At 74.6% G+C, this 11,860-nt stretch carries 11 protein-coding genes and 1 pseudogene; 1 reads left to right on the plus strand and 11 read right to left on the minus strand.

Features of this window, described 5'->3' with window-relative positions; translation table 11 throughout:
- Positions 1-175: 175 nt before the first annotated feature.
- The 5 genes from ACIHEI_RS21240 to bldG form a co-directional block, all read right to left on the minus strand.
- Positions 176-664, minus strand: coding sequence for a DUF3592 domain-containing protein (locus ACIHEI_RS21240; RefSeq protein WP_396607694.1), 489 nt, complete (start codon positions 662-664; stop codon positions 176-178).
- Between the two features lie 352 nt (positions 665-1,016).
- Complete coding sequence (locus tag ACIHEI_RS21245; RefSeq protein WP_387860810.1) at positions 1,017-2,543, minus strand: methyltransferase; 1,527 nt, start codon at positions 2,541-2,543, stop codon at positions 1,017-1,019.
- Between the two features lie 66 nt (positions 2,544-2,609).
- Positions 2,610-3,335, minus strand: coding sequence for a small secreted protein (locus ACIHEI_RS21250; protein ID WP_396607695.1), 726 nt, complete (start codon positions 3,333-3,335; stop codon positions 2,610-2,612).
- A 198-nt stretch (positions 3,336-3,533) separates the two neighbouring features.
- Positions 3,534-3,947: an ATP-binding protein gene (locus tag ACIHEI_RS21255; RefSeq protein ID WP_396607696.1), complete on the minus strand. Its 414-nt coding sequence runs from the start codon at positions 3,945-3,947 to the stop codon at positions 3,534-3,536.
- Positions 3,948-4,103: 156 nt separating this feature from the next.
- On the minus strand, positions 4,104-4,445 hold the full coding sequence (gene bldG, locus ACIHEI_RS21260) for an anti-sigma factor antagonist BldG (protein ID WP_073807489.1): 342 nt from the start codon (positions 4,443-4,445) through the stop codon (positions 4,104-4,106).
- Between the two features lie 223 nt (positions 4,446-4,668).
- On the opposite strand from bldG, the gene ACIHEI_RS21265 reads away from it, so the two are divergent.
- Positions 4,669-7,065, plus strand: coding sequence for a DEAD/DEAH box helicase (locus tag ACIHEI_RS21265; RefSeq protein WP_396607697.1), 2,397 nt, complete (start codon positions 4,669-4,671; stop codon positions 7,063-7,065).
- Between the two features lie 102 nt (positions 7,066-7,167).
- On the opposite strand, the pseudogene ACIHEI_RS21270 reads toward ACIHEI_RS21265, so the two are convergent.
- From ACIHEI_RS21270 to ACIHEI_RS21295, 6 genes and pseudogenes are all read right to left on the minus strand, one after another.
- Positions 7,168-7,485, minus strand: a pseudogene (locus tag ACIHEI_RS21270) (Rv3654c family TadE-like protein); the annotation flags it as partial.
- Between the two features lie 21 nt (positions 7,486-7,506).
- Positions 7,507-7,893, minus strand: coding sequence for a TadE family type IV pilus minor pilin (locus tag ACIHEI_RS21275; protein ID WP_396607698.1), 387 nt, complete (start codon positions 7,891-7,893; stop codon positions 7,507-7,509).
- Complete coding sequence (locus tag ACIHEI_RS21280) at positions 7,883-8,134, minus strand: DUF4244 domain-containing protein (protein ID WP_392949383.1); 252 nt, start codon at positions 8,132-8,134, stop codon at positions 7,883-7,885. The genes ACIHEI_RS21275 and ACIHEI_RS21280 overlap by 11 nt, the downstream gene beginning before the upstream one ends.
- 43 nt (positions 8,135-8,177) lie before the next feature.
- Positions 8,178-8,966, minus strand: a complete 789-nt coding sequence (locus ACIHEI_RS21285; protein ID WP_396607699.1) for a type II secretion system F family protein — start codon at positions 8,964-8,966, stop codon at positions 8,178-8,180.
- Positions 8,967-9,116: 150 nt separating this feature from the next.
- Positions 9,117-10,235, minus strand: a complete 1,119-nt coding sequence (locus tag ACIHEI_RS21290) for a type II secretion system F family protein (protein WP_396607700.1) — start codon at positions 10,233-10,235, stop codon at positions 9,117-9,119.
- Between the two features lie 94 nt (positions 10,236-10,329).
- Entirely contained in the window at positions 10,330-11,856 is a 1,527-nt protein-coding gene (locus ACIHEI_RS21295) for a TadA family conjugal transfer-associated ATPase (protein ID WP_396607701.1), read from the minus strand.
- Between the last annotated feature and the right edge of the window lie 4 nt (positions 11,857-11,860).

An 11,860-nucleotide genomic window follows, 5' to 3' on the forward strand; every position in this document is an offset into this window, starting at 1 on the left:
GCAAACAGGCCTTCCACCGGGCCCGGACCGGCGCGTCCACGGGCGGTCCGGGCGGGTTTCCGCGCACTCCGGGCACCGCGGAAAGCGGACCGGACGGCGGCGGAGAAAAGAGGAGCGGAACAGTGCGCTCCGTAATCGGGCGGGGCCCTCGCCGGTTCGTCGGCGCAGGGCGGGGTCAGCGCAGGGCGAGCGCGAGCAGGGACAGGCCACCCGCCAGCGCCGAGGTGCCGAGCAGCGCCCAGAACAGGTCGGCGGGCAGCGAGGGCAGTTCCTGGTGCGCGGCCAGCACCACCCGCTCCGGCCGGCTCGGGTCGTACGCGACCTGAACGGCCGCACCAACGGCCAGCTGCGGCGGGCGACGCAGCGGCGTGTGCCCGCGCGGACGGGCCAGCACCAGGTGTCCCAGCGGATCGGGGTGCAGTTCGTGAACGGTGCCGAGCCCGGCCTCGACGAACCCGCCGGCGGTGTCCACGGAGTAGGAGAGCAGCGGGCTGCTGTCCATCGCGTCGGTCCGGTCCCGGTCGGCGACCACCTGGGCGGTGGCGGGCGCGCCGTACCGGCGCAGACGGTGGCGAAGGCGCAGTTCCACGGCGCACCACAGCAGCAGCGCGCTCCCGAAGACCACCAGGACCACCCCGCCCACCAGCGTCGTCGGCGTCTCCACCAGGTCCTCCCCCGCACTGCCCACAGCCTGTGGACAGCACCCTGGCACCCGGTGGACAACCTGCGGCGGACTCCCGGCGTCCGAGGGGCCACCCCCGGGGAACGCCCGGGTGAACACGGCCGCCGACCGGGGCCTTCGGTGTCCAACGCGGCCGGACCGCACAGGTCACCCGAAGCACCGACCACGCGGACGTGTCATGCCGATACTTCAGGTGACCAATGTCACCGCCCGGACAACGACCGGTTCAGCCTCGGTCGGCTCCGCTCAGGGCCGGTTCAGCCTCGGCCGGTTCCGCTCAGGGCCGGTTCAGCCTCAACCGGCTCCGCTCAGGGCCGGTTCAGCCTCGGCCGGTTCAGCGGACCGGCTCGATGAACCCCTGCTCGGTGAGCAGCCGCAGCGACTCGGGCACCCGGGCCCGCAGCTGCGCCGCGTCCTCGCCGAGCAGCTGGGCGATCGCGTCGACGATCTCCCCGGCGGCCAGCGTGCCGTCGCAGACGCCGACGAAGCCCGCGCCGACGGTGTCCACCTTGGTGGCGCGCCGCATGCCCCGGTTGTGACGGAGCACCACGTGCTCGGGGTCCTCGGAGCCGGGTGCGCCGATCTGCTCCTGCACCACCTCGTCGGCGAGCAGGTAGCGGGCGGCCAGCAGCCCGGCGTCGTCGTGGCCGCGCAGGAAGTCCTGGCGGGCGAACCACTCCTCGATGTGCGGGCCGAGCGGCTGCTCCACCGGGTGCGGCCACTCCTCGATCCGCACCACCGGGTCGGCCGCGCCGGACGCCCGCAGGGTGATCCAGCCGAAGCCGATGCCCTCCACGCCGGCCGCCTCGAAGCTGTCCAGCCACTCCTCGTACCGGGTGCGGTACTCGTCGCCGCGGTGGTCGCCGCCGTCGCGCAGCCACAGTTCGGCGTACTGGGCGACGTCCTGCACCTCGCGCTGCACCACCCAGGCGTCCAAGCCGGTGCCGGCCACCCAGCCGGCCAGCCGGTCGCGCCAGTCCTCGCCCTTGACGTGCTGCCAGTTCGCCAGCAGCTGGCAGTAGCCGCCGGGCTCCAGGTGGTCGGCGGCGCCGCGCACCACGCTGCGGCACAGCTCGTCGCCGGCCATCCCGCCGTCCCGGTAGGTGAACCGGCCGGCCGGGGAGATCACGAACGGCGGGTTGGAGACGATCAAGTCGAAGCGCCGCTCACCGATCGGCTCGTACAGGCTGCCCTCGGCGGTGGTGACGTTGTCGAAGCCGGACAGCGCGGCGGTCAGCCGGGTGAAGTGCAGGGCGCGCGGGTTGAGGTCGGTGGCGGTGACCCGCTGGGCGTGCCGGGCCGCGTGCAGCGCCTGCACGCCGGAGCCGGAGCCCAGGTCCAGCACCTCGCGGACCGGGCGGCGCACCGTCAGGTTGGCCAGCGTGGTGGACGCGCCGCCCACCCCGAGCACCAGGTCGCGGCGCTCGACGCCGGCGTCCGTCCGCCCGGAGCCGATGCCGCCCGCGCCGCCCACGGCGCAGCCGAGGTCGGAGACCACCCAGGCGTCCGCGCTGGGCAGGCCGGCCACCTCGTCGGCGTACGGCCGCACGTCCACGGTGGCGCGCAGCTCGGCGCCGTCGCGCACCAGCCAGCCGTCGGTCAGCAGGCCCTCGACGGGCAGGGCGGCTGCGGCTGCGGCCTCCGGCACCGGCTGTTGCAGCAGGAACAGCCGCACCAGGGTCTCCAGCGGCGAGCCGCCGCGGGTCGCCCGCAGCGCCGGGACGGCCTCGCTGCGGGCCAGCGCCGCGTACGCGGCCGGGCCGAGCAGGTCGAGCAATCCATCGGCGGTGAAGGAGGCCTTCAGCAGCGCCTCCCGCAGTTCCGCCGTCCGGGCGGTATCAAGAACGGGGCTGTTCGTCACCCCGCCATTCTCCCCCGTCCACCGGCGCGGCCCGTCCACCGCACCCGGCGACGGGCCGACCGGTCGTCAGCTCTTGCTCGGCGAAGCCGATCCGGCGCCCTGGTCGGGCGCCCCCGAGGACGGCGCACCGGATGACGGGGCACCGTTGCCGCCGGGCGACGCGGACCCGGACGGGCTGGCGCTGCCGGACGGGTTGGCGCCGGACGACGGGTTGGCGCTGCCGGACGGGTCGGCGGCGGGTGCGCCGGCGCCGGCCGCCTTGCAGCCGGGCTGCTTCTTGATCGCTTCGCCGAGGTCGCCGCTCTGCAGGGTGGCGAGCGCGCCGGTGGAGACCTGGGACAGGCGCTGCACCTGGTCGCCGACGCTGCGCAGGCCGTCCGCGAACTTGGCCTGATCGGCGTTGGTCAGCCCGTCCAGCTTCTTCTGCGCGTCCAGGTAGCCCTGGGCGACCTGCTTCAGCTCGTTGACGGCGTCCTGCTGGACCTTCGCCCCGTTGTCGATCTTCGGCACGCCGGCCTTGTCCACCGCGTCCGCCAACTGTTGGTTGGTGGTGGCCAGCGCGGCCAGGTCGGTGGACAGCCGCTTCTGCAGGTCGACGGGGGACTCGCCGTCCTTGACGTTCCCGGTGTCGGCGAGCGCCGCCCGGGACTGCGAGATCGGGTCCCGCGCGGCATCGCAGACGTTCTTCGCCCAGCCGTCGAGCTTCTTCGCCGAATCGTCGGCGGAACAGCCGACGGCGGCGAGCGCGAGCAGCGCGCCGAGCGTGGAGACGGTGACCAGTCGCTTCTTCACCGGGGCCCTTTCGGTCGCTGACACCCGGTCCCGGGCATCGACCAGCGAACCTACACGGCCGCCCGCCCCTGGCTGCGCGGAAGGCCGCGGCCAGCGACATCCGGGCAGCTCAGCGGGCCCGGCCCGGCGCAGGGACTCCAGGCGGGAGCGCACGGACGGGTCTCAGGCGTCGGGCGGATCTCAGGCGCCGGGCGGGCCTCAAGCGTCGGCGTCGGCCGGGGCGACCGACCAGCTCATCCGGATCACACCGCCGTCGTCGCCGGTGCCGACCTCGACGTCCTCGACCAGGCCGGTGATGACCGCCAGGCCGAGCGCGTCCTCGTCCTCGGAGCCGCCGCCCGCGGCACCGGCGGCGTGCGCCGGGCCGGCCTCGTCGGCGACCTCGATGAGAAAACGCTTCTCCTGCTCGATCAACGCGACCCGGACCGCCCCGTCGACGCCGTTGCGCTGGTGCAGCGCCACCGCGCGGGAGCAGGCCTCGCCCACCGCGAGCCGCAACTCGTCGAGCACCGACTCGTCCACCCCCGCACGTCTGGCCACCGCGGCGGCCACCAAACGGGCGGTCCGCACGTGCTCGGGCAGTGCGCTGAATCGAAGTTCGACGGTTGCCATGTCTCCCCTCCGGGGTTGCTCCCCACCGCCGGGCACACCGGCCCGCACGGCGGAGGCGGGAACACCGACCGCGCCGGCCGGGCAGGGCGCAGTGCCCGGCCGACCGGCGGCGGTCGATCGAGAAGATTCGGTTGGAACGGCGGACCGAACGGAAGGTCAGTCGGTCGCCGCGACGGCGTCGTCCACCGAGTTGTGGATCGGGAACACCTTGGTCAGACCGGTGATCCGGAAGATCTTCAGGATGCGCTCCTGGTTGCACACCAGGCGCAGCGAACCCTCGTGCGCGCGCACCCGCTTCAGGCCACCGACCAGCACACCGAGGCCGGTGGAGTCGAGGAAGTCCACGCCCTCCATGTCCACGACCAAGTGGTAGTTGCCGTCGTTGACGAGCTCGACAAGCTGCTCGCGCAGCTTGGGGGCGGTGTACACATCGATCTCGCCGCCAACCTCGACGACCGTGCGATCGCCGACAGTACGGGTCGACAGGGACAGGTCCACGGAACCTCCAGCACCTTGCCTTGCTACGTCATTGCGATCTTCAGCCCCACGGCTGCGACCACGCGGTCGCAGGCCCAGGGCGCGGCAAACCGGCAGGTCGGAGCCTCGGTTTCTGCGGCCCTCGGCCATGCGGCCGTCACGGGCTTCATTCAACCACTTGCGACCATGGGCGCACGATGGTTAACAGCGATTCTCCGTCACGCCGGTGACACACTGGGTCTTCATGCCGCCCCGTCACCACCAGCCCGAGGCCCTGCTCGCGACGCTTTCCACCGAGCGCGGCAGGTCGGATCGCCTCACCCATACGGAGCAATTGCCCGCACGCGAGGCGCGCTATGCGCCTTGGCCGGAAGGAATCCGTCAGGAGGTGGTCGCGGCCGCCGCCCAGCTCGGCGTGCTGCTGCCCTGGGCGCACCAGGCCGAGGCGATGGATCTGGCCGCGACCGGGCGGACCACCGTGATCGCGACCGGTACCGCCTCGGGCAAGTCGCTGGGCTATCTGGCCCCCGTGCTGAGCGACCTGCTGACCGGCACCGAGGCCCGCAACGGGCGCGGCGCCACCGCGCTGTACCTCGCCCCCACCAAGGCGCTGGCCGCCGACCAGCGCCGGCGCGCCGCCGAACTCGTCCCCGACCGGGTCCGGGTGGCGCTCTACGACGGCGACACGCCCCCGCAGGAGCGCGAGTGGGTCCGCCAGTACGCGTCGTACGTGCTGACCAACCCCGACATGCTGCACCGCGGCATACTCCCCGCCCACCCACGCTGGTCGTCCTTCCTGAAGGCGCTGAAGTACGTGGTGATCGACGAGTGCCACACCTACCGCGGGGTGTTCGGCTCGCACGTCGCCCAGGTACTGCGCCGGCTGCGGCGGCTGTGCGCCCGCTACGGCGCGTCGCCGACCTTCCTGCTGGCCTCCGCCACCACCGCCGAGCCGGCCGTCACCGCGCAGCGGCTCACCGGCCTGCCCGCGACCGCCGTCACCGAGGACTGCTCGCCACGCGGCCCGATGGTGTTCGCGCTGTGGGAGCCGCCGCTGACCGAGAACGTCGGCGAGCACGGCGCGCCCGTCCGCCGCTCCGCCACCGCCGAGGCCGGTTACCTGCTCACCGACCTGGTCCACGGCGGCACCCGGACGGTGGTCTTCGTCCGCTCCCGCCGGGCCGCCGAACTGGTCGCCCTGCAGGCCCAGGAGCAGCTCGGCCAACCGCTCGCCGCCCGGGTCGCCGCCTACCGCGGCGGCTACCTGGCCGAGGAGCGGCGGGCCCTGGAGCGCGACCTGCACACCGGGCGCCTGCTCGGCCTGGCGTCCACCTCCGCACTGGAACTCGGCGTGGACGTCTCCGGCCTGGACGCCGTCCTGCTGGCCGGCTACCCCGGTACCCGGGCCTCGCTCTGGCAGCAGGCCGGACGCGCCGGACGCGAGGGCCAGGGCGCGTTGGCGGTGCTGATCGCCCGCGACGACCCGCTGGACACCTATCTCGTCCACCACCCCGACGCGCTGTTCGCCACCCCCGTCGAGGCGACCGTCCTCGACCCCGACAACCCGCACGTGCTCGCCCCGCACCTGTGCGCCGCCGCCGCGGAACTCCCGCTCACCGACGCCGACCTGGAACTGTTCGGCCCGTCCAGCGAGCCGCTGCTCCCGATACTGGAGCGACGCGGACTGCTGCGCCGCCGGAGCGACGGCTCCTGGTACTGGACCCGCCGGGAGCGCGCCGTGGACGGCGTGGACCTGCGCGGCAGCGGCGGCAGCCCCGTGCAGATCGTCGAGGCGGACACCGGACGGCTGCTCGGCACCGTGGACGCGGAGGCCGCGCACACCACCGTGCACACCGGCGCCGTCCACCTGCACCAGGGACGCACCTATCTGGTCCGGGAGTTCGACCTGGAGTCCTCGGTCGCACTGGTCTCCCCCGCGAATCCGCCGTACACCACCTCCGCTCGGGACGTCACCTCGATCTCGATCCTCTCCACCGACACCACCGAGGAGTGGGGCGAGGCCCGGCTCAGCTTCGGCTCGGTCGAGGTGGTCAACCAGGTCGTCGGCTACCTGCGCAAGCGGATCTCCACCGGCGAGATCCTCGGCGAGAGCAAGCTCGACCTGCCGCCCCGCACCCTGCGCACCCGCGCCGTCTGGTGGTCCGTCACCGAGGACCAACTCCTCGACGCGACCATCCCGTTCGACCAGCTCCCCGGCGCGGCCCATGCCGCCGAACACGCCTCGATCGGCCTCCTTCCGCTGTTCGCCACCTGCGACCGCTGGGACATCGGGGGCGTCTCCGTACCGCTGCACCCCGACACCGGCCTCCCCACGGTCTTCGTCTACGACGGCCATTCCGGCGGCGCGGGCTTCGCCGAACGCGGCTTCCGCCGCGCGGTGGAGTGGCTGACCGCCACCCGGGACGCCATCGCCGCCTGCGAGTGCGACCGCGGTTGCCCGTCCTGCGTCCAGTCCCCCAAGTGCGGCAACGGCAACGATCCCCTCGACAAGGCCGCCGCCATCCGCCTGCTCACCACTCTCCTCGCCCACGCTCCCGACCGGCCGGACAGCACCGACACTCTCGGCCCCTCCGACGCCCCCGATGCCTCCGGCGACGGCGCGGCCGGCCCGCTCGACTGACGGCCCGTCCGTTTCAGCGGCGTTGTCGCCCCAGGCCCACAGCGGGCCGGCCCGGGAGCGGGCTCGGGCCGGCCCGAGCGGGACGGGCAGGCCCCGGATCGGGACCTGGACGACCACCTCCACCGCGTCCCGGTCCGGCAGGACGCGGCAGGAGACGAGGTCGGCTCGCTCCTGGGCCCGGGTCAGTTCGGCTGCCCGGCCACAGCCGCCGTCCGGGTCGAGCAGTAGGCGGTCGGCGGCGGCCAGCGCGGCCAGGTCGGCCGCCGACTCGGCACGGTGGCGGGCGACCACGACCTGACCCACCATCAGGCAGGCCGAGAAAACCACCACGCCCAGCAGGCCCAGCGCGACCAGCCACACCGTCGCCGACCCACGGTCGGACGCGGCGGCCTCGGCAGGCAGACGGTGTCGCTCTCGCACGGCAGCTACCTCCTCTCGACTTCAGCTTTCGTCGGTCAGCACGTCCTCGCGGGCGCTCACCGCGGTGGCGGTGAGGCGGACCGACAGGAGGGCGGCGAGGCGGCCTGGGCCCGGGCAGGGGGCCTCGACGGTGACCCGGGCGGTGGTCGCGTCCAGCGCGACGGCAACCTTCGCGCCCTCCGGGGCGGCTGCCGCGGCAACCGCTGCCGCGTCGCCGTCCCCGCGGGCGGCGGCCCGGGCGCCCGCCCGGGCCGCGTCCACACAGCGAATCTGGGCACCGGCGGCAACCACTCCCCAGATCAGCATCGCCGCGAGCAGCACCAGGGCAGGCAGGGCCACCGCTGTCTCGGCGGTGACCATCCCCGAGTCCGGCGCCCCCGTGCGGCCGGCCCGGCGCTCACGCCGCATGCAGGGCGCGATCGAGGATCTCCGACAGCGCGCCGGAGACCGTGCCACTGGTCACCACCTTGTAGAGCACCGCCGCGAAGGCACACGCCGCCACCGTGCCGATCGCGTATTCGGCCGTACTCATCCCGGCGTCCGGCGGCCCCTCCGCCATCGTCCGGTACCGGTGGCGCAGCCAGCCGCCGATTCTGCGGGTGGCGCGCACCGCGAGCGCCGGCCGGACAGGCGGGGAGAGAGTCATCATCGGTGAAATCCCTTCGTTGGAGTGGAAATTCGGCAGGTACGGATCAGAGCCGCTGGGAGAAGGTGCCGGTCAGGCCCATCACCACTGGCACGACGCCGATCAGCACGAACGCGGGCAGGAAGCAGAGCCCGAGCGGTGCGGTCGCCAGGACGCCGGCCCGGCGGACCCTCGCGTGCGCCGCCCGTGCGGCCGCCGCCCGCTGGGACTGTGCGAGGCCGGCGAGCGCGGTGGCCGGTGGTGCGCCGCTGAGGGTGGTGCGGGCCAAACAGCGGGCGAGCGGGGCCATCGGTGGGCAGTCGGTGGCCAGTTGCTCCCAGCAACGCTCCGGGGAGGCACCGAGGGAGAGCTGGGCCGCGATGCCGGACAGGCGGTCCCGCATCGGGGACGGGACGCTGTCCGCGACCGCGAAGGCCGCTCCGGCCGGGGAGCCGCTCGAACCGAGACAAGCCGCCAACAGGTCTGCGGTCAGTGGCAGTTGACGGACCAGCCAGTCATGCTCGGCGGTCCGCCGCCGCTCGCCGGGCGACCGAATCCTGGGCAGCGACCGCCACCCCGCCCAGCCCGCCACCAAACCGACCACCGGGCCCGCCCAGCCGCCGACCAGGACGGCGGCGGACACCCCGAGCAGCACGGCCAGCGGCCGGTCGCCCGCCACCCAGCGGATCGCCCGTCGTAAGGCATCCCCGCCCCGGCCACCCCGCCCGTCCCGCGCGGGGACGGCCGCCACTGCTGGGACGCAGCGCCCGACCCTGCGCCGGATCGCCCGCCCTCGCACCACCGCCAGTGCCTCGCCGGCCAGGCCCACGGCGGCCACCGGGACCAGGATCACCATGGCGCCCACCTCACCTCCATCGAAACCTCCACCAGAACCTCCATCGATGCCTCCGTCGAATCGAACTCGGATCATTCGTCGACCAGTTGGCGCGCCTCCCCGCGCCGCCCGGCGGGTCACCCCGGCTCGGGACCGGGCCACCGGACCCCTTCACTCCCACCGGTCCGCCCGGACGGCTGGCTGGTCCCCCGCGAGGGGCGATGCGGCGGCAAGCCACCGGTCCTGCCGGGAGCGGGAGATCCCACACCCGGAAGCCACCGTCCGGACCGAGTCGGACCGCGACTCGGACCGAACCTCGGGCTGAACCTCAGGCCGGACCGGACGGGGCTCGGCCGGGGCGTCCTCGGCTGCCCGGACGATCCGGGCGGTCCAGGCGATGCCGGCGGCCTCCAGGACAGCCCCAGCGAGCAGGCTGAGCAGGCCCGCCGGGGTGTGCAGTAGGACCTGCGCCGGGTGGGCGCCGAGCGCGCTGCCCAGCCCCATGCCCACGGCGGGCAGGGCGGCCAGCACGATCACGGTGGTGCGTGGACCTGCGAGTTCGCCCGCGATCTCCTCCGCGAGCGCCCGCTCGGCGCGCAGCGCGTCCGCGACCTGCTCCAGGCCGAACGCCAGCCCCGTACCGCTCTCGGTGCTGACCCGCCAGCAAGCCGCGACGGCCGCCGCGCCCTCCCCGCCGGGCAGTTCGGCCACCTGCCCGAGGGCTGCGGGCAGGTCCGCCCCGTAGCGGCCGGCGGCCAGCCGGGCAGTCGGCTCGGGGCCGAGGCGACCGGCCCAGTCGGGGGCGGCCCTGGAGATCACCGAGTGCATGGCCTGTTCGGGTGTCGCGCCGCTGCGCAGTTCGGCCGCCAGGCCGGCGCACAGGTCGATCACAGCCGCGGCCCGTCGCCGCGCCGCCCGACCCGCGGCGTACCGCGCACGCCATCTGCGGAGCGGAACCACCGCGCAGGCCGCCCCGATCAACGGCAGCACCGAGGCGGTGCTCTGCCCGGCTGCCGCCCCGACAGGGAGCAGCAGCAGTTCGGGCACCAGCCAGCGCGGTCGCCGTCGCCGCCATCCCGCCCGAATCCGGGCGAGCCGACCGGCCGGCACCCGATGCCCGTTCAGCATCCGCCGCAGCCGCCCGTCACCACGCTGCCGGTGCCGGGCCGCCGCCAGCCAGACCGCCCCGAGCAACGCCGCACCGAGCCCGGCGACCGCACCGAGCAAAGCTGCCGCGCCGGCGGCGCCGGCCGACGCCATCGCCGCCAGGGCCCCGAACTCCCCTGCCATCACGACCTCCTGACCTCGGAGCGCAGCAGTCGCCACGCCACCGCCCCGATCACGCAGAGCCCGACCACCCACAGCAATTCGATCTGACTCAGCGTCATGGCACCTCCACCTGGGGTTCGCAGGAGGGAACGTCAACCGAACCGGTGTCCTGCTCGACCGGATCGGGTTCGGAGACCGCCTCGGGGTGCGGGGGCAGCTCGACGCCGCGTTCGGCGCAGAGGTCCCGCAGCCTGGTCCAGCCGGGGCCGGGTCGGCTGCGTCCGTCACGGTCGAAGTGGACGGCGGCTGTGGTGCCCGTCAGGCCGCCCGGGTCGGCGATCAGCAGGTGCAGGCCGGTGACCCGGCGTCGGCCGTCGGCGCGGTCGCGTCCGAGGTGGACGACGGCGTCCAGTCCGGCCCGGAGCTGGCTGTGCAGCGACTGCCGGTCGAGTCCGGCGAGCGAGCCGAGGGCTTCCAGGCGGGCAGGCACGTCGGCCGCCGTGTTGGCGTGGACGGTGCCGCAGCCGCCTTCGTGGCCGGTGTTGAAGGCGGCCAGCAGGTCGACCACCTCGGCGCCGCGGACTTCTCCGACCACCAACCTGTCGGGTCTCATCCGGAGTGCCTGCCGCACCAGGTCGCGCAGGGTCAGTTCCCCCAGTGACTCCTGGTTGGGCGGGCGGGACTGGAGCCGGACGACGTGCGGATGGTCCGGCCGGAGTTCGGCGGAGTCCTCCGCCAGCACGATGCGCTCGTTGACCGGGACGAGCCCGAGCAGCGCTGCGAGCAGGGTGGTTTTGCCGCTGCCGGTACCGCCGGAGATCAGCAGCGACAGTCGGGCCCGGAGCGCGGCGGCCAGCAGGTCGGCGCCGGACGGTGGCAGGGCCCCGGCGGCCACCAGTTCGGCGAGGGTGAAGGGCGTGCTGCGGCACGTGCGCAGCGAGATGTGGGTGCAGTCGGCGGCGATCGGCGGGAGGACGGCGTGCAGGCGGGTGCCGTCGGACAGCCGGGCGTCCACCCAGGGCCGGGCGTCGTCCAGGCGGCGCCCGGCGGCGGTGGCCAGTCGGTGGGCGAGCCGGCGAACGGCATCGGTGTTCGGGAAGCGCACCTGGGGCGCGCGTTCCAGGCCCTTGCCTCGGTCGATCCAGATCTGGTCGGGTCCGTTGACCAGGACGTCGGTGACGCCGGGCTCGGCCAGCAGTGGGTCGAGCGGCCCGGCGCCGACGATCTCGGCGCGCAGACTGCGGACGGTGTTGAGCACGTCGGCCCCGCCGAGCGGCGGCCGGGCGGCGCGCAGCGCGGCGGCGACCGAGCCTGCGGTGGGTGCCGCGCCCGCCTCGGCGAGCCGAAGCCGGACGACATCGACGAGTTCGGCGGCCCCGTCCGCGGGCAGACCGCCGGGCGGCCCGTCCCGTTCGGGCGCGGCCGACGCATGTCGGCGGACCAGGTAGCGCACCGGCGGGCCGGCTTCGGCCGGTGCGACGTCCTCGGCGGGCCCCGGCGGGGTGCCGCGCAGGGCCCGGGCGCGGGGTACGGGGATGCGCCGGTGGGTGCGGGTGATCGGCTGCCGGGCGGGCCTCGGCTCGCCGGCGTGCCCGTCGGTGGTGTCGGGGTGGGTGTCGACGGCGTGCAGGCGGTTGGCCATGGGT

Origin of the sequence: Kitasatospora sp. NPDC051984 (assembly GCF_044593455.1) — a bacterium.
In the GTDB taxonomy this organism is placed as follows: Bacteria; Actinomycetota; Actinomycetes; order Streptomycetales; family Streptomycetaceae; genus Kitasatospora.

Bases quoted from the DNA above. Each gene is read 5' to 3' on its own strand.
- ACIHEI_RS21290 (WP_396607700.1), bottom strand. From the start codon at position 10,235: ATGGCAGGGGAGTTCGGGGCCCTGGCGGCGATGGCGTCGGCCGGCGCC.
- ACIHEI_RS21265 (WP_396607697.1), top strand. From the start codon at position 4,669: ATGCCGCCCCGTCACCACCAGCCCGAGGCCCTGCTCGCGACGCTTTCC.
- ACIHEI_RS21255 (WP_396607696.1), bottom strand. From the start codon at position 3,947: ATGGCAACCGTCGAACTTCGATTCAGCGCACTGCCCGAGCACGTGCGG.
- ACIHEI_RS21280 (WP_392949383.1), bottom strand. From the start codon at position 8,134: ATGATGACTCTCTCCCCGCCTGTCCGGCCGGCGCTCGCGGTGCGCGCC.
- ACIHEI_RS21275 (WP_396607698.1), bottom strand. From the start codon at position 7,893: ATGCGGCGTGAGCGCCGGGCCGGCCGCACGGGGGCGCCGGACTCGGGG.
- ACIHEI_RS21285 (WP_396607699.1), bottom strand. From the start codon at position 8,966: ATGGTGATCCTGGTCCCGGTGGCCGCCGTGGGCCTGGCCGGCGAGGCA.
- ACIHEI_RS21295 (WP_396607701.1), bottom strand. From the start codon at position 11,856: ATGGCCAACCGCCTGCACGCCGTCGACACCCACCCCGACACCACCGAC.